Annotated in this window: 15 protein-coding genes; 4 read left to right on the top strand and 11 right to left on the bottom strand. The window is 44.9% G+C overall.

The genetic code is table 11. The features are described from left to right. Positions 1–5 precede the first annotated feature (5 nt). Together FLA_RS17410 and FLA_RS17415 are read right to left on the bottom strand one after the other, a co-directional pair. Positions 6–941, bottom strand: coding sequence for an alpha/beta fold hydrolase (locus FLA_RS17410; RefSeq protein WP_231940279.1), 936 nt, complete (start codon positions 939–941; stop codon positions 6–8). A gap of 109 nt (positions 942–1,050) precedes the next feature. Continuing rightward, positions 1,051–1,833: an alpha/beta hydrolase gene (locus FLA_RS17415; RefSeq protein WP_076381398.1), complete on the bottom strand. Its 783-nt coding sequence runs from the start codon at positions 1,831–1,833 to the stop codon at positions 1,051–1,053. Between the two features lie 224 nt (positions 1,834–2,057). Here FLA_RS17415 and FLA_RS17420 point away from each other — a divergent pair, with 224 nt between their 5' ends. After that, entirely contained in the window at positions 2,058–2,456 is a 399-nt protein-coding gene (locus tag FLA_RS17420; RefSeq protein WP_076381578.1) for a VOC family protein, read from the top strand. Here FLA_RS17420 and FLA_RS17425 read toward each other — a convergent pair whose 3' ends face one another. The 7 genes from FLA_RS17425 to FLA_RS17455 all read right to left on the bottom strand — a co-directional run bounded on the left by FLA_RS17425 (position 2,457) and on the right by FLA_RS17455 (position 8,779). After that, positions 2,457–4,910 carry a TonB-dependent receptor gene (locus FLA_RS17425; RefSeq protein ID WP_076381397.1) on the bottom strand — a complete coding sequence of 818 codons (2,454 nt, stop codon included), beginning with the start codon at positions 4,908–4,910 and terminating at the stop codon, positions 2,457–2,459. Between the two features lie 33 nt (positions 4,911–4,943). Then, on the bottom strand, positions 4,944–5,336 hold the full coding sequence (locus FLA_RS17430) for a hypothetical protein (protein WP_076381396.1): 393 nt from the start codon (positions 5,334–5,336) through the stop codon (positions 4,944–4,946). 41 nt (positions 5,337–5,377) lie between these two features. After that, a complete protein-coding gene (locus tag FLA_RS17435) occupies positions 5,378–5,806 on the bottom strand; it encodes a hypothetical protein (protein WP_144264123.1) in 429 nt (142 codons plus the stop codon). Between the two features lie 65 nt (positions 5,807–5,871). Further along, positions 5,872–6,342, bottom strand: coding sequence for a hypothetical protein (locus tag FLA_RS17440; protein WP_076381394.1), 471 nt, complete (start codon positions 6,340–6,342; stop codon positions 5,872–5,874). Continuing rightward, positions 6,339–6,953, bottom strand: a complete 615-nt coding sequence (locus tag FLA_RS17445) for an RNA polymerase sigma factor (protein WP_076381393.1) — start codon at positions 6,951–6,953, stop codon at positions 6,339–6,341. Before FLA_RS17445 ends, FLA_RS17440 begins: the two co-directional genes overlap by 4 nt. Before the next feature lie 121 nt (positions 6,954–7,074). Next, positions 7,075–7,776, bottom strand: coding sequence for a LytR/AlgR family response regulator transcription factor (locus tag FLA_RS17450; protein ID WP_076381392.1), 702 nt, complete (start codon positions 7,774–7,776; stop codon positions 7,075–7,077). After that, positions 7,769–8,779, bottom strand: coding sequence for a sensor histidine kinase (locus tag FLA_RS17455; protein ID WP_076381391.1), 1,011 nt, complete (start codon positions 8,777–8,779; stop codon positions 7,769–7,771). The genes FLA_RS17450 and FLA_RS17455 overlap by 8 nt, the downstream gene beginning before the upstream one ends. 127 nt (positions 8,780–8,906) lie before the next feature. Here FLA_RS17455 and FLA_RS17460 point away from each other — a divergent pair, with 127 nt between their 5' ends. Next, a complete protein-coding gene (locus FLA_RS17460; RefSeq protein ID WP_076381390.1) occupies positions 8,907–10,553 on the top strand; it encodes a M23 family metallopeptidase in 1,647 nt (548 codons plus the stop codon). Here the strand turns inward: FLA_RS17460 and FLA_RS17465 are convergent. Then, positions 10,550–13,009 carry a TonB-dependent receptor domain-containing protein gene (locus FLA_RS17465; protein ID WP_084206436.1) on the bottom strand — a complete coding sequence of 820 codons (2,460 nt, stop codon included), beginning with the start codon at positions 13,007–13,009 and terminating at the stop codon, positions 10,550–10,552. The two genes, FLA_RS17460 and FLA_RS17465, sit on opposite strands and share 4 nt — an antisense overlap. Positions 13,010–13,059: 50 nt before the next feature. Next, positions 13,060–14,016, bottom strand: a complete 957-nt coding sequence (locus tag FLA_RS17470; protein ID WP_096511108.1) for a DUF3078 domain-containing protein — start codon at positions 14,014–14,016, stop codon at positions 13,060–13,062. Between the two features lie 130 nt (positions 14,017–14,146). Between FLA_RS17470 and miaB the strand changes: the two genes are divergently transcribed. Together miaB and FLA_RS17480 are read left to right on the top strand one after the other, a co-directional pair. Next, complete coding sequence (miaB, locus tag FLA_RS17475; protein ID WP_076381576.1) at positions 14,147–15,589, top strand: tRNA (N6-isopentenyl adenosine(37)-C2)-methylthiotransferase MiaB; 1,443 nt, start codon at positions 14,147–14,149, stop codon at positions 15,587–15,589. Positions 15,590–15,634: 45 nt separating this feature from the next. Then, entirely contained in the window at positions 15,635–16,936 is a 1,302-nt protein-coding gene (locus FLA_RS17480) for a sigma-54 interaction domain-containing protein (RefSeq protein WP_076381388.1), read from the top strand. Positions 16,937–17,020 lie beyond the last annotated feature (84 nt).

Below are 17,020 nucleotides of genomic sequence, written 5' to 3' on the forward strand. Positions count from 1 at the left end.
CAATACTATTTGCTCAAGAAAAAATCAAGTAAATCCTTCTGCACCTGTTCCGTATTTTCCTGAACCACCCAATGGCCGGCGCCCTTGATATTAGAACCTTTCACATTCTCTGCCACCAGTTTGCAATGATCGGCCAGGAAGGCTGCTCCAAAATATTCACCACCCATAGCCAGTAAAGGCATTTTTAATTTCGTTTGCATAAACACCTGATTGTCTTTTGCATCCTGCTCAAAAGCACCAAACCAATGAAAAGCGCCTGCTGTTGATCCTTTGGTGGAGTATGCCCTTACAAATTCATTTGTTTCTTCTGTGGTAAATGCATTTTTTACATGACCTACTACCGGCCAGAAATTGGTAAGGAATAAGCGCTCTCTACCTGCCACCAGTTCGCCCGATGCAGGAAAAGAAAAGAAACCAAACCACCACGCAGCACCTTTCACCTGGCTCCATACAGGTTCAACACCCGGCAGCAACGCATCCATCAGGGCCAGTTTCTTTACCTCACCCGAAAATTGTGCAGCATAAGCGTAGGCTACCATCAGGCCTATATCATGGCCGGCCAGGTTAATGTTAGTATAGCCCAACTGCTTAACCAGCCCATGTATATAAACCGCTAAGGATTTTTTATCATAGCCACTGTCTGGTTTTCCCGATTCACCCAGGCCCGGCAAATCAGGCGCTATTACGGTAAAATGTTTAGACAACTCAGGTAACAGGCGATTCCACATATACCAGTTTTGCCCAAAGCCATGCAATAACACCAGCGGCTCACCTGTGCCACCCACTACATAATGAATGGCAATGCCGTTTATAGTGGCCGATGCATGTTTAAAATTTGCTGGCGGTGCCGCTGGCTTCACTGTAGCAGAAGTGCTATCACTCGCGTCGGACGCTAATTCTTTATCGGGGTTACTTTGGCAACCGGTCATCAACAGCATCATAACCGATAGCATGGACGCGTAAAAACTCTTTCTTGTCAGAAGTGTGTACATAAACATATATTATTGTTTGAATAGTGTTTGTAATAGTAAACAGGTATGCCGTGAAAAGCTATTGACGGCTTATCCATTGCAGAATGAACTCCGCATCTTCTTTCCAGGTAGACTGCCCCAAAACGAAGTGGTTTCTGCCTTTAAACTCTTTATACTCAATAATGGAATCATTGTTTTTATACCGGAGATAATTGGTATAGTTCAGCGAAGCAGGAATAGTATGGTCATCACTGCCCGATGTCAATAGCAGTGGTGCATGCGGGTTTTCAAAATTTACCCTCGCTGCTTTGGTAATGGTATCCCTTACAATCAATTTTGATTCAGGAATGGCATATTTATAATAAGCTTCTTTCTGGGCATTGTCATCCATTCCATTGGTAAAAGCATATTGCCATTGACGAAAAGACATAAGGAATGATTTTTTCACCGAAGTAAAAAAGCCAAGTGGCCCCCAGCCTGCTTTTAAAAAAGAAAACTGAAAGGTTACAATACCCTGTGGCGGCACCGAATGAATGGCCACGCCTGCTGCACCTAAGCCCCTTTGCAACAAAAGCTGTACAATCAATCCACCAATGGAATGACCAATTAATATGGGTTTTTCGGGTAGCTTCCTTACTATATTATCGTAGTAAGCAGTTAATGCTTCCAACCTGTTGCCGGCGATGGCTGTATTAGGCAAGCTGTTGCGTAGTGTTTCAGGTGCTACATTCTTATGCGGCCAGGGCGGTGCAATAGTGCTGTATCCCCTGCTTTCAAAGAAAGCTTTCCAGTCATCCCAGCAACTATGATGCACAAAGGCACCGGTAATAAACACAATGTTTTTTGATTGGCTTTTTGCCATAACTGATAATTATGGCAGCAAAGAGCCAATTGGCGTACCTGTTTAATAAACAACTGTAAATAAACACATTACAATATTTCTACAGCAAAAAAACCGCGAGATTTGAGGGTTTACTTATAAGTACCGCGAAATATCGCGGTACAAAAAACGTTTGGATAACCTGGTTTCTTCTGTGACCTTTGTATAGCATTTTTCCCGACCATAATAAAGCCGATACCAGGAATATGAAAATAAACAGATTAGACCATCTTGTGTTAACCGTTGCCGATGTGGAAAGCGCCTGTGCGTTTTACCAGGAGCTATTAGGAATGGAAGTGATCACCTTTGGTAATAACCGAAAAGCCTTATTATTTGGAAACCAGAAAATAAACCTGCACCAGAAAGGAAAAGAAATTGACCCGAAAGCGGCTTTTCCTACCTGCGGATCGGGTGATCTATGTTTTATAGCCGACACTCCGGTAGAAGAAGTATTGCAAGAACTGGAAAGTAAAAAGATAACCATACTGGAAGGAGGTATTGTAGACAGAACAGGAGCTACAGGTAAAATCAGGTCGGTTTATTTTCGCGACCCCGATAACAACTTAATAGAGGTGAGCAACTATGCTAACATTCCTGTAGTGTAATTAATCCTTTACCCTGTTCTGCTCCGTTTCAGCGCCGGACTCTATTTGTTTCCGCTGCCCTTCTACCCTTTTCCCTACCCGGATGCTTACGGTGAGTAAAAATGAACGGGTATCTGACAGGGTTTGGAAGGTGGCATAGGTGGCAGCCAGGTTAGTGATCTGACCTTTGTTTACACCGGTAGAGAAGATGTCCGTAACATTGGCTTTGACTGTTACTGCCGGCGATACCACTTTCGATACCGCATAGTTCACCTTGCCCCTATTAGCAAGAACAAACTGTGCATTTTTCGACCGGCTGGTATAGTTGCCATCCAGTTGCATTGCCCAGCTCTTTTTCAACTTCCACTGCACAAGCACCTGGGTATATACATACTGGTTTTTAACTTCCAGTGAACCTGTATAAAAATCACTTTTGAAATAAGCAAAGTTCATTTGCGCACTTAACTGCAAATTTAGCCAGGGTTGGGGGCGAATACTGGCATCTACTCCAATGCTCAAAGAGGTGGCTTTACCTATATTACCCGGACGGCTATAATATTTCTGATCATTGATGGTAATGGTTTCATTCACCAGGTCTTTTGTATCTGTATAATTAACAGTAGCAGTAACCTGGTTGTTGAAAATATAGCCCAGTTCGTATTTTGAGGAAAAGGATGGTTTCAGATAGGGATTGCCTACATAAAAAGTGAGCTTATCCAGTGGCGATATAAATGGGTTCAGATCCTGGTAATACGGCCTGCCTATTCTGCGTCCATAGTTGAATTTTAGCTGATGCCTGCCAAGCGTGTCCAGTTTATACAACAGGAACAGGGTAGGAAAAACATTGTGATAGCGGCGATGGAACGAAGAGTCTGGTTTAATGGCATTTCCCAGCTGATGCCCTTTTGACAAAGTTCCTTCATATCGCAACCCCAGTTGCACGGTAAGCTGGTGCAGCGTTTTGTTGAGGTTGATATAAGCGGCATTCATATTTTCCTTGTATTGAAAATGATTGGTTTTATCGTAGTCGGGCTCCGCAATACCCGCCACCACATTGTAATAGTTGGCTATATTGGAGGTGTTGGTATAACTGATTTTTGCACCGGCTTCCAGCTTCCATTTATTCGCCAGTGTTTGTTCATAATCAGCCTTGGCCGAATAGATCTTTATATTGGAGGGTAAATCGCCCACCAATTGCTCTGCTGATTGTAATACACCGGCAGCTGAATAATTACCGGTAGTTAACACCTGGTTGTTGCCGGTGCTGTATTCCAGGTAATCAAAATTAGTTTGCAGTAATGGACCATTTTTAGCAAAATCATGCTTTATGCTAAGATTGACGCGGTTGTTCTTAAAACTTCCCGCTTCCACATTCTGCGATCTGAGCGAAGAATCTGGCTGCTCATATTCATCATATACAGAACCCCAACTGGTATTGCTGCTTTTAGGATACCTGGCAAGTCTGCTTACTACCACCCCTAGCGTTGTTAGCTGCGATAGAAAGTAATCCACTCCCAGTGTTGACCGGTAACCACTGCCCATCCTGCGCATATAAGAATTTTGCTGAAAGGTTCCTGTAGCGCTGCCTTTATCATCCAGGTATCTTCTGTAAATATCAATATCGTTATAACTATTACGGGAACCATAGCTAAATGTACCAAACAGATTAAACCGGTTGCTGCGGTAATTAAAATCCATATTATTGTTGGTGGCAACATACTTTGCATACCGTATGCCACTACTTAATCCAACATTATACCCCTTCATCTTTTGTTTTACGGTTTTGATATTGATGATCCCCCCATTTCCGGCAGCATCATACCTGGCAGGCGGATTGGACATGATCTCTATTTGCGACAACACGGTAGCCGGCAGCGACTGTAAATAACTTTGCAATTGCTGGCCAGATAAATAGCAAGGTCTGTCATCTATATAAACAGCAACGCCCTGCACACCTTTTAAGCTAATGCTTCCATTGGCATCAACACGCACGCCCGGCGCAGTTTCCAGCACATCCAACGCTGTTACGCCTGCACTGTTTATCAGGGCATCTACATTTACCACTGTGCGATCTACCTTTTGCTCCACAAAAGGTTTGCTGGCTGTAACAGTCACCTGCTGCAAAACCGTAGTTGTTTGCTTCATGATACATACCGGCAATGTTACCTGCGGGTGCAGCGAGTCGATAACGAATGAAGCGCTTTCATAAATACCAAAGCCTACTGCTGTAACATGTACCGTATAGGTTCCTGTTTGAGCACATGGCATGGAGAAAGAACCATCAGCAGCTGACAGGGCATATTTAATACCATCAGGCTTATTCCCTTTCCGTAAGACGACGGTAGCTGCGCTTAAGGGCTGGTGTATGCTATCAGTAATTTTTCCGGTGATGTTACCTGCTACGTTTTGCGCATAAGCTACAGTACAGGCAACACAATGCCCTATGGCCATTACAGCCATGAAAAAGGTTTTCATTTACAATAATTTAGGAGATGGAAAAATCCGGGCTTAGTAAGGTTTAATCACGCTTCCCAGGCCGTCTAATATATTCCTGAGCTTATCCAGTGAATGACGATCGTTCTCTTTTGGGCTGGCTGTGATAGTAAGCGTTCCGGGTGATGCTTTCACATGATACAATAGCTGGCTTTCGTTGATCGCTATATCTTTATTTACTTTATGTGCTGTACCAAAAACTACCACGGGTTGCAGGCAGCTATCTACATACTTTTCTACTAATGGAGCTTGTTCGGGATTATAGGTAGCTTTTATAGTAACAGCAGTAGCGTTGGCGGTATAACTAGAGGAAGTACTGGAATAGGATGCGCTGAAATGCACGAAAGTAGCAGCAGAGATAACTAAGCACAATAAAGCAACCGCTAATAATAAATATATTTTTTTCATATTGTTATGCTTGTAAGTAGTGTATATAATACGGCCGGAGCTTACCCTTTTAACCGTTTCGCCCACGCGTAAAATCCCAGGAAACCTAATGCGACACAAACCGTCATGATCAAAATAGAATGAATGCCCAACGGAGGGGTAAAACAAATAATCAGCAAGCCTACTGAAATAGACATCAACACCGAAAACCATTTGATGGCTATTACCAGTTCATTTTTCTGCGGTAGCATATTGGCTATTACTTCTACAGGTACGCCTTTTTCCAGCATTTTCCTTTTCAGCTGATCATTTAAAATAATCCGGGTTAATGCCAGCAAAAAGCCACAGATGATACACAGTACAATGGTAGCCACTGTGCTTCTCATCAATTCGGTGGTGATGCCCCTGTCGCGGGAAAGCACGTAGATGGTTTGCGCGTTTGCTGCTATATAAAAGAAGAGTAATGCTATGATGGTGATAGTACGTTTCATTTCGTTTTGTTTTGTTGCCGATATGATGTTTAGACCGGTGAGCGAATGTTCTGTTGCAGTTTTCTTTAATAAAATTTCAATTGGTTCATTTTTTTCCGGTGCAAAACCCACAGTTCCCTGCATTGAAAAAGGGTAATGGTAAGCACGGTAACTACCAACAACGAAAAAAGCATATGATCCACTCCCTGCAACAGCCCTTTAAAATAACTACTCATCACTAATAAGGTAACGATTACAACAGTGATGGCAGCTACAGCCAGCAACAGCTGCAAGCGCGGAAAAGCTCTTTTTGCAGCAGCTTCTACCGACTGCTGCGAAGTGGCAACAGGAAGGTGGGCCATCACCAGGGCTGCCATGTCTACCTCAAGTGCAGGTTTTTCCATAGCATGGATCGCTGAAAACAAAGCCTGGTAATTGGCTACAGCAGCTGTACACCTGGCACACGCCTGCACATGCGCAGCCTGTTGCCCATGCATTGCTGCCTGCCCCAATGCCCATTCCTGCAATTCTTTGTCCGTGAGATGTTCCTGTTTCATAATTCCTCCTTTTTATATCTTGACAACAGATTTTCCTTTAACAATTTCCTGGCCCGGAACAGGTAACTCTTCACGGTTCCTTCCGGCAGGGAGGTGATCTCCCCTATTTCCGCATAGCTCAATTCCTCCTGGTGATACAAGGTGATGAGCGTTTGGTAAATGGGAGGAGAAAGACCTTTAACAGCCGTATCCAGGATAGCAGCCAGTTGTTTTTGAGAAAGCGCTGCTTCTACATTGTTTTGCAGCAAACTTTGTTGCTGGTTCAATTGATCCAGGGCATCTATGGGTTCTCCTTCCGGCCCGCTGGTTTCGGGCAAAAACGCCAGTTTCTTTTTTTCCAGGTAATGCAGGCAGGTATTATAGCTGATTTTTCCCAGCCAGGTGCTCAATTTTGCCTGAAATTGAAAGGTAGCAAGGTGGCTGAATGCTTTCAGGTAAATATCCTGTATCATATCCTGCCTGTCGCCGGGGGCAGGTATCATTTTAAACACAATCTGCACTACCAGCCGCTCTGTCTGGCGCACAATACTGGCAAAGGCCTGTTGATTGCCGGCAAGCACCTGGTCAACAAGGTATTGATCTGTAGAACTATGTTTATGATGAACAGACATTGATGATACCAGACCGGTTAGTGCGGATAAAGTTGCAAAAAGAACTCAAAAACAATCTTATTTATTTTAAGTGGTTGAGCAGCAGGTTATTCTTATCTGAATATAACGCTTCCACACCTGTTTACACAGGCTTTATCTTCTGCTGCACTATTTCTTTATAGGTATCGCCTATAGGCAGGTATTGCCCCCGGATCACCACTTTGCCACGCTCCAGGAAATCGATATTATCCTTGTTAATGATGTACGATTTATGAATGCGGATAAATTGTTGTGCCGGCAATACTTCTTCCATATGCCGCATACTTTCCAGTGATAATATCTTTTCTTCTGTAGTATGAAAAGCGATATAGTCTCTTAAAGCTTCTATATATAACAGGGAATCAAGCGTTACTTTCTGTACCCGGTACTCTGTTTTTACAAAAATGTAAGCCGCAGAAGCAACAGGCTGCGGGGTTGTTTCCTGTAAACGACTCCGTACTTTTTGTATGCACAGGGCAAAGCGATCGAAGGTAACCGGCTTTAGCAGGTAATCAGCCACATCATATTCATAGCTCTGCAAAGCATATTCCTGGTAAGCAGTAGTAAGCACTACCTTACAGCGCGGGCCTAACACCTTTATCAGCTGCAGGCCGGTTAGCTCAGGCATTTGTATATCCAGGAATAACAGGTCAATTCCCCCATCCTCCAATACCGGCAGGGCTTCCAGCACTTTTGTAGTAGAATATACCAGTTCCAGTCCCGGCGTTTTACGAATGTAATCTGCCAGCAGCTTTACCGCCAGCGGCTCATCGTCAATAACCATACATTTTATGGAATTAGCCATGTGTGAGTTCCAGGTGAATAGTGAATGAATCGGGTATGTCTTCTATTTCCAGCAAATGCTTACCGGGGTATAGTAATTCCAGCCTGCGCTTAACGTTCACCAGCCCAATGCCGCCGCCCGCATCTTTAGGGCCATGCCCCTTTTGATTGCGGCAATAGAACTGGGTTTTCTGTAACGAGCTGTATACTGTAATCACCAACCCTTCGCTCCCCTCTGCAAAGTCGCCATGTTTAAAAGCATTTTCTACAAAGGCAATCAGCAGCAGGGCGGGTATATGCACCTGGCCGGTTTCGCCGCTTACATGCACACGGGTGGTAATGGCATGTTCAAAGCGTATGCCTTGTAATTCAATATACTGTTTAATATAATCCAGTTCTTTTTGCAGCGGCACCCGGTCGTTACCATCATATAACATATAACGCATCAGTTGCGATAACCCGGCAATGGCAGGCAAGGCTTTAGGAGAATTTTCATACACCAGCGAATAGATATTATTCAGGCTGTTGAATAGAAAATGAGGGTTTACCTGCGAGCGCAGAAAAGACAATTCTGATTGCCGGTTTTGCAGCAACAGGTCTTTCTGTTCCATCTCTTTATCATGGGCATAGCCGGTAAAGTAAAAGAGGATGCCATAAAACAGGTATACGCCTATATAAAAAAGAGTGTTCAGGAAATAATAGCGCAGGCGCAGCGTAGCACCATATTGCAGGCGTGCCACTCCATAATGCATAAAAAACAATACTGCAACCGATACAGTAATCAGTAACACTATCCGCACAATGCGGCGTGCAGGGTATAACCGGTGTAATATCCAGAAAGGCAGCAGCGCAAACAGGGAAGAACAGGCCAGATCCATCACCCGCAACAGTGCCTCTGAAGCATGTAATGGAATCCATTTAAAGTAAAATCTGCCATTGGCAATATTGGGCAAATCGTAAGCAATATGTATGAGGTAATAAATAATAATTACCCGAAACAGCAAAAGCAGCAGCTTTTTCTTCATGTATCAAATGTACTATTTAGCCTTCATTCCCTACCCGGCGTTTGCAGAGGTGAGTAGCCTGTTTGCAGAGTGCAGTTGACCACCCGAACACACCATAATAGTTTGGCAGGTATAAAAATTACCTGTTATGAAAAGTACTTTCACCCGCAGCCTGCCTGTTGTGGCTATTGGTGCCATCGCCCTTATCAGCATTCCCGCTATCCGTTGCGGGCGGTATCGTAATAATCCCCTGCACCGCCCTATTGAATTAGCGGCAGGCTTTGGCGAAATACGGCCCGATCATTTTCATTTAGGGGCCGACATGCGCACTGATGGCCGGGAAGGCCTGCCCGTGTATGCTGTTAAAGAAGGATATATCAGCCATGTAAGTATACAAAAGGAAAAATATGGAAAAGCATTATGGATCACCCACCCCGATGGCACCACTACGCTGTATGCACATCTTTCGGCCTTTACCGGCAAAGCAGCCCAATGGGTCAGCAACCGGCAATACCAGCAACAAAGCTGGCAGCAGGAAACGGATGTTTCGCCTGCTGCCTTCCCGGTGAAAAAGGGAGAATGCATTGGTTATAGTGGCAATACCGGCACATCGGAAGGACCGCACCTGCATTTTGAAGTGCGCAACACCGCCACCGGCAAAAGCCTGAACCCGCTTGCTACGGTGTTACAAGTGAACGATACGGTGAGCCCGGTGATTAAAGCCTTGTATTGGTACGACCGCTGTAACAGCATTTATGAAGACGAAGCCCATGCCATGGACAAAAATAATACCCGCTGCTCCTCTCCTTTCATAGGCATTGGCATTACCGCTTCTGATCAGTTTGCGACCGGCCGCTTTGTTACCGGCATCAACAAGGCCTGGCTGTATAAAGACAATGTTTTACAGTATGAATTTTCTTTACAACAACTTTCTGCTGCCGACACCCGGTATGTAAATGCCTGCATTGACTACGCGCGCGCTGTGGATAAAGGCCCGGTAATACAATTCCTGTTTTCTTTACCCGGCAACAGCCTGCCCTATACCCGCAAATTTGCATCGGGCGGCACTATTGATTTAAGCGACCGCAAACAACATGAAATAAAAATAGTGGTAGATGACGTTGCCGGTAACCGGTGCGAAAAACGGTGCCGCATGCAATACAATGGCAGTAAGCCCTGCCTGTCGCCTTCCGGCACTACCCACCTGTTGTATCCACAACATACCTATCAAATGCAAAGCGCCCATGCAACGGTGCGTTTCCCTGAACATACTTTTTACGATGCCATTCCCCTGCTGCTGGTAGAAACACCCGCGAAGATACCGGGAGCAGTTTCTACGGCGCTAACCATGAAAATGCCCGCCGCTCCCGTACATAATGGTTTTACGGTGCGTTTGCAAACTTCCTTACCTGAACGCCACGCCCTGCGCCAACGAACCGTAATGTTATTGAGCGGCAAAAAAGGTGTCACCATACTGAAAGGCAAGTGGATACAAAACAAAATGGAAGGACTTTTTACAGATACCGGCACTTTACAACTGGTGGCAGATACCATAGCGCCCGTTATCACCCACCTGCAACTAGAGGGCTCCTATATTCAATTTACCTGCACAGATAACCTGGGGGCACTGGCTTCTGTGCAGGCAACAGTAAACGGGCAATGGCTGGCGCTGGATCAAAAGAATAATACTTTCCGTTATCAGAAAGAAGAACATTATCCCCCTCACGCACGTATTCTCTCCATTATGGTTACAGATGTGGCGGGCAACGTTACTACCCGGAAATATACACTCTAACTGCCTTTTATCCTGTCTATAGCCGCTTTCATTTCCTTATCACTTATTTTCTTTTGCACCATCCGGTTTAACTGGTAAGTAAACGATACCCGGAAATTGCGAGATACGGTAGAACGATAGCTTTCCTGGTAAAAGTTGCTGCCGTAGGTATAGGTAGTGTTCTTTTGTGTGGAAAAAGGATCTATTACATTCAGCTGTACAATTAAACGCTTTTCAAAAAACTTCTGCTGCACACCCAGGTTTAACGAGATATTGCTTTTAGAACGTCCCTGCGGATCGGCATAACTGTTATAACGGGCATTGCCTTCAAAGCGTAACACAGAGGTTGGCGTGTAACTATAGTTGAAGGAAGAAATAAAGGAACCTCCATCGCGGTAATTATATAATTGTTTGCCGGCTTCGTCGTATACGTTATAGTTATATCCTACGCTGGCGTTAATACGTAGTGCGCGGCTGATGGTTAGCCCGCCCCATATACCCGATTCATATTCTTTGCGGGAGCTGATGTTTTTATAAGTGGTTTCCGTTTTGCCATCTTCTACCAGCGTGCGAATGCTGTTGAACACATCTTTTACATTATTGTACCCCAGCGAGCCATTGATGTAATACTTGCCTTTGATCCAGCTCACGTTCCAATCAAAGTTGTCGGCCAATGAAGCATCCAGGTAGGGATTACCATAACGGATATTATACGGATCGCCATAATCCACGCTCGGATTCAACTCGCCCATGCCCGGCCTGCGAATAGAGCCGCGGTATACAAAAGAAGCATTCAGTGTTTTATCAAAATCTTTACGCAGGGTAATGTTGGGCAGATAATTCCAGTAAGCGTTGTCTACCGGGCGTGTATTGCCCCTGATAAAATCAAAATTAAAGCGGGTATGCTCTGCCTGCAAACCGCCTATCAGTTTCACCTCGGCGGGCAATGCTATAGTTACCCCTGCACGAATAGTGAAGATGTCCTGTGCAAATATAAAGTTGTTGCTCAGCGCTTCATTGGTAACAAAAGCACTGTCTGTTTCGTTCAGAAAACGGGTATCCAGTTGGGTATGATACCGGCTATGATTAAAAGTGGCACCCGTGGTAAAAGAAGAGCCGGCGTTGAATACAGGCTTACTATAATCTATCCGGGCATTGTAGCCATTGTTGTTATTACGGGAATCCTGCAATTGCATAGAATCGTTGCCCGAAGGCGTTAAATCGGCGTTGAGATACTGCTGGTAAAACGTGCGGTTATTAGTACTGTTGCTGATATTGCCGCCTGCTATAATGCGCAGCTTCTCAGCCGGGTTAGTGCCTTTATGGGTATAGCTGAAAGTGAGCGCATGCGTGTAATTGTTGCTGGCGCTTACGTTGTTGCGCGTGCTGGCTTTTGAAACCTCCTGCTTATCGTTCAGGTTTATGTATTGCGTATTACTGTTATTATCGGCATCACTGAGGTTGCCCTGGTATACGGCATTCAGCAGGTTTTGCTTGTTCATTTCCATATCTACCTGCAGGCGCAGGTTGGGCCGTAAAGCCTTGTTCACATAATCGCCATCGGTGTTAAGATAATTGCTGGAATCGGTATACCGGTTTTCCCGGCGGGAATAACTGGTGCCATTCATACGGCTGCCGGCGATGCCTGCAATGCCGGTAAAAGAAAACGCTTTATTGCGGTAAGATACATTTCCGGAAAGGTTGCCTTCGTTACGGCTGCCTATGGCCAGGGTAGTTTTGCCCACCCAGCCTATACGGCCTTTTTTAGTGATGATATTAATTACACCACCTTGTTCAGTAGCATATTCAGGCGGCGGGTTCAGCATCAGCTCTACTTTTTCAATAGAACCGCCGGGCAGGCTTTCCAACAGATCCTGTAATTGTTCCGTACTGAGTTCTACCGGTTTATCGTCAATCAATATTTTAGGTTCTTTACCACGCAGCAATATTTTTCCATTGGGGTCGTTGCTTACCAATGGCATGTTCTTTAAAATTTCTGCGGTGGAGGAGCCATTGCTCAGGGCGCTTTCGCCTACATTGTAGGTAATTTTGCCATCTGTGTTTTCTATCAGCGGCTTTTCGGCATATACAATCACTTCCGATAAGGGCGAGCTGGTGGTGCCCAGTTTTACGTCTCCCAGGTTAAAATCGTAGCGTTCTTCTCTTAAATGTATGCTGTCGAGGGTAAGTGTTTGATAGCCTACGGCCGACACACGCAGCCGGTAATAGCCAAAAGCCACCTTTTCCAGCTGAAACGCTCCGTTCCGGTCACTTACCACACTTTTCTGCTGCAAGGTATCTGATAACAACTGCAGGCGCACCGTAGCGTAGGTAACGGGCGCTTTACTGGCCGTATCTACCAGGTTGCCTATAATAAGGCCGGGATTTTTTTTACCGGAAACAAGGGTGGTATCCTGCTGCTGGGCAGCGGCAGGTAACAGGCAAACAATCAAAAAGGACAAAAGCAATAGTTTCACGCAATATCATTTAAAGGTTGGGATATCCCGCACTTCAGATGACAGAGCTACTATTGATGAGCAACCTGCGCCAGTTTGCACTGGAAACCGATACCCAGCAAGCTTTTCACCTGCAGGCCCGGACTGTTGTGGTCTTTACCAAACAGCTTTACATCATCATCATAAATCATGTCCAAATTATAGGTGGCCGTCAAATACCTGTTTATTTTAAATCCTAACTGGTTGGTAAAGTACAGATCTATGTTCCACGGATTATGCGAATAATCCGAGAACAAGTCCATCCTCCCTTTGTAAGTAACGTTTTTGCCTATCACTTTACTGTAGTTGATAGATGTGAACGCACCCACCGCGTTAGAGATCCTCTGTCCTGCCGGCACACCATATAACCCCTGAGCGGCCAGTCGTTTGCTGGCAACTATCGTTGCACGGGAAGTCAATGGTGATAGAAAGACTGAAAAATTGGTCACAGGTTTATAGTCCATACCCAAAGAAAATGTAACATAGGCCGGAGAAAGCAAAGTAGACGACAAAGTACCCTCCGTTCCATTATAGGTGTAACCATCAAAAAACTGCGAACGGAAGCTGAATAGTCCGGATAAATAGAACTTTTTAGCACTATCTATCTGTAAACCGTATTTAGAAAGAAAGTCAATCCGGTCATCGTTTTTCCGGCTGCCCAAACTGGTGGTTTGCACATATCCGAAATACATATCCAGGTTATTGTCCCAGGTATGCTTTCCTTTTTTATAATACAGGAAATAATTGGTGTAGGCGTTGAGCGACATGGAGAAATTATCGCCACCGGCGGCCCAGTTGCTGAGCGAGCCCTGCGCCAGGTTTAGATTAATGGCCCCACCCCTTTTCCATTTCCAGGTAGAAGTGTCTTTTGCATCTTTTGTAATGGTTCTGAACACTTCCGTAGGTAAAGTCCGCACTATCATATCCTGACCAAAGGCCACTAATACACAAAAAACACCCAAAAAGGCTAAAGTAAATAATTTCATCATGTTCCGGACGGGGTAAAAAGCAAGCAAATATAATCTGGGGATATTAAAAAAAACTGTTAACGATCTGCCAAACTGACACTTCCCTTCTTTTCATTACTTTTGCTGTTCAATTAAATGTAAAAGAATGGAAATGTTGGATTTAACTGCAAAAGTTCATGACGAAAGCCGCCAGGGTGAAGCCTATGCTCCTTTTGTTAATGACCCTACAGTTTACAGGAAAAAATTTTACATAGAAAGCTACGGTTGCCAGATGAACTTTAGCGACAGTGAGATAGTTGCGTCTATATTAAATAAAGAAGGATATGGCGCCACCCGCAATGCGGAAGAAGCCGATCTGGTACTATTAAATACCTGTTCTATCCGTGAAAAGGCAGAGCAAACGGTTCGTAAACGTTTAACAGAGTTCAGAAAAGCCAAAGAGAGCAAACCAGGATTACTGGTGGGTGTGCTGGGCTGTATGGCCGAACGTTTAAAAGCTAAATTCTTAGAAGAAGAGAAACTGGTGGATATGGTGGTAGGCCCCGATGCTTACCGTAGCCTGCCCGGGTTGATAGAAGAAGCCGAAACCGGCCAGAAAACGGTGAACGTGTTGCTGAGCCGCGACGAAACCTACGCCGACATCTCTCCCGTTCGCCTGGAAAGCAATGGCGTTACCGCCTTTGTTTCCATTATGCGCGGCTGCAACAACATGTGCAGCTTTTGCGTGGTGCCTTTTACCCGCGGCCGGGAGCGTAGCCGGGATGCTTTTTCTATTGTAGCAGAAGCCCAGGATTTGTTTGACAGGGGCTTTAGAGAAGTAACTCTGCTGGGCCAGAACGTAGACAGCTACTATTGGGTAAATGAAGAAGCGGCCGCTACCGTACAAAACGCTGCCGGCGAAGCCGTAACCTTTGCCAAACTGCTGGAAATGGTGGCACTGGTAAGCCCCGATTTACGTGTACGTTTCAGTACTTCCCATCCTAAAGACATTACAGAGGAGGTATTGCTCACTATGGCTAAGTACGAAAACATCTGTAAATATATACACCTGCCCGTGCAAAGTGGCAACTCCCGCATTCTGCAATTGATGAACCGCACCTATACCCGCGAATGGTATATGGCTAAGGTAGACCAGATAAAGAGAATTATGCCCGATTGTGGTATTAGCGCGGACATCATTACCGGTTTTTGTACCGAAACAGAGGAAGAGCACCAGGAAACCCTGAGCATTATGGAGTACAGCAAGTATGATTACAGCTTTATGTTCTTCTACAGCGAACGCCCCGGCACTCTGGCTGCCCGCCGTTATAAAGATGATATACCGGAAGAGGTGAAAAAACGCAGACTGCAAGAGATTATCACCATGCAAAACCGCCTGTCGGTAGAAAGCAACAAACTGGATATTGGCCAAACCTATAAGGTGCTGATTGAGGGAGAAAGTAAAAGAAGTGATCAGGACTGGATGGGCCGCAACAGCAGAAACAAGGCAGTGGTGTTTGCCAAAGGCAACTCCAATTACAAAAAAGGCGATTATGTGTATGTAACTATTACCGATTGCACACAGGGTACCTTACTGGGGTATTTGCAACAGTAGTACCAGCAGCTTCGACTTCTTGTTTGTGACTTTTAATTTAACAGAATGGATGTACAAAGTATCAAGAACAGGTTTGGAATAATAGGTAATTCACCGGCACTAAACCACGCTTTAAATGTAGCTACGCAGGTAGCTGTTACCGATTTAAGTGTGCTGATTGTAGGTGAAAGTGGTGTTGGTAAAGAAGTTTTTTCCCAGATTATACATGCGTTATCTGCCCGTAAACACAATTCGTTTATTGCAGTGAACTGCGGCGCTATTCCCGAAGGCACGATTGATTCGGAATTGTTCGGACATGAAAAAGGCGCTTTTACCGGTGCAGTAGATAGCCGTAAAGGCTATTTTGAAACCGTGAACGGCGGTACCATTTTCCTGGATGAGATTGGTGAAATGCCTTTAGGCACCCAGGCACGCCTGCTGCGCGTGCTGGAAACCGGTGAATTTATCCGGGTGGGTTCGTCAAAAGTGCAAAAAACAGATGTGCGTGTAATAGCTGCCACCAACCGCGAACTGCTGGAGTTTACCCAAAACGGCCGATTCAGGGAAGATTTGTATTACCGTTTAAGCACCGTGCCTATCCGGGTACCTGCTTTAAAAGACAGGAAGGAAGATGTACCGCTGTTGTTCCGGAAATTTGTGGTAGACTTTGCTGAGCGTTATAAAACCAATCCTGTGCAGCTGGATGATGAAGCACGCAATATGTTGCTGAACTATCCCTGGCCGGGTAACGTGCGCGAACTGAAAAACATTGCCGAGCAAATTTCAGTATTAAGCAAGCAACCCGTTTTAAATGCCACTGAATTAAGGCGCTTTTTACCAGATAAAATGCCCAACCGCTTACCCGTGCTGGCTTCGGTTGCCGGCGGCGCTGAATTTTCTAACGAAAGGGAAATTTTGTACAAACTCTTCTTTGACATGAAGAAGGATGTAACAGAATTGAAAAAAATGTTCCTGGAAATTCTGCAAAACCCCAGTATGGCGGGCAACATGGCCACCTACACCAAAGAATCGCTGATGAACGATTATGCGGCGGGGCATTCACATATGAACGAGCAGCCCACTACTGTTTTACAAACGCCCGCTATTCAAAACACAGTACCTCAAAACACAATTTTGCCCAATACAGCGGGGCATGCCGTAATATTGCCTCACGATCATCACGACGATGAGATTCATCATCATGAAGAAGTAGAGGAATCACTGAATATCCTGGACAAAGAAAAAGAACTGATAATCAAGGCCTTGAAAAAGCATAAAGGCAAAAGAAAAGATGCCGCGCTGGATTTGGGCATTAGCGAAAGAACCCTGTACCGGAAACTGAAAGAATACAATATAGAGGATTTATAAGCCCCTCTATAAGACAAAAAATAAAAAGTAAAAAAATGATTATCAGGCGCTTTATGTGCCGGTACTTTATACTTTTGACCCGAT

The organism is Filimonas lacunae, assembly GCF_002355595.1.
In the GTDB taxonomy this organism is placed as follows: domain Bacteria; phylum Bacteroidota; class Bacteroidia; order Chitinophagales; family Chitinophagaceae; genus Filimonas; species Filimonas lacunae.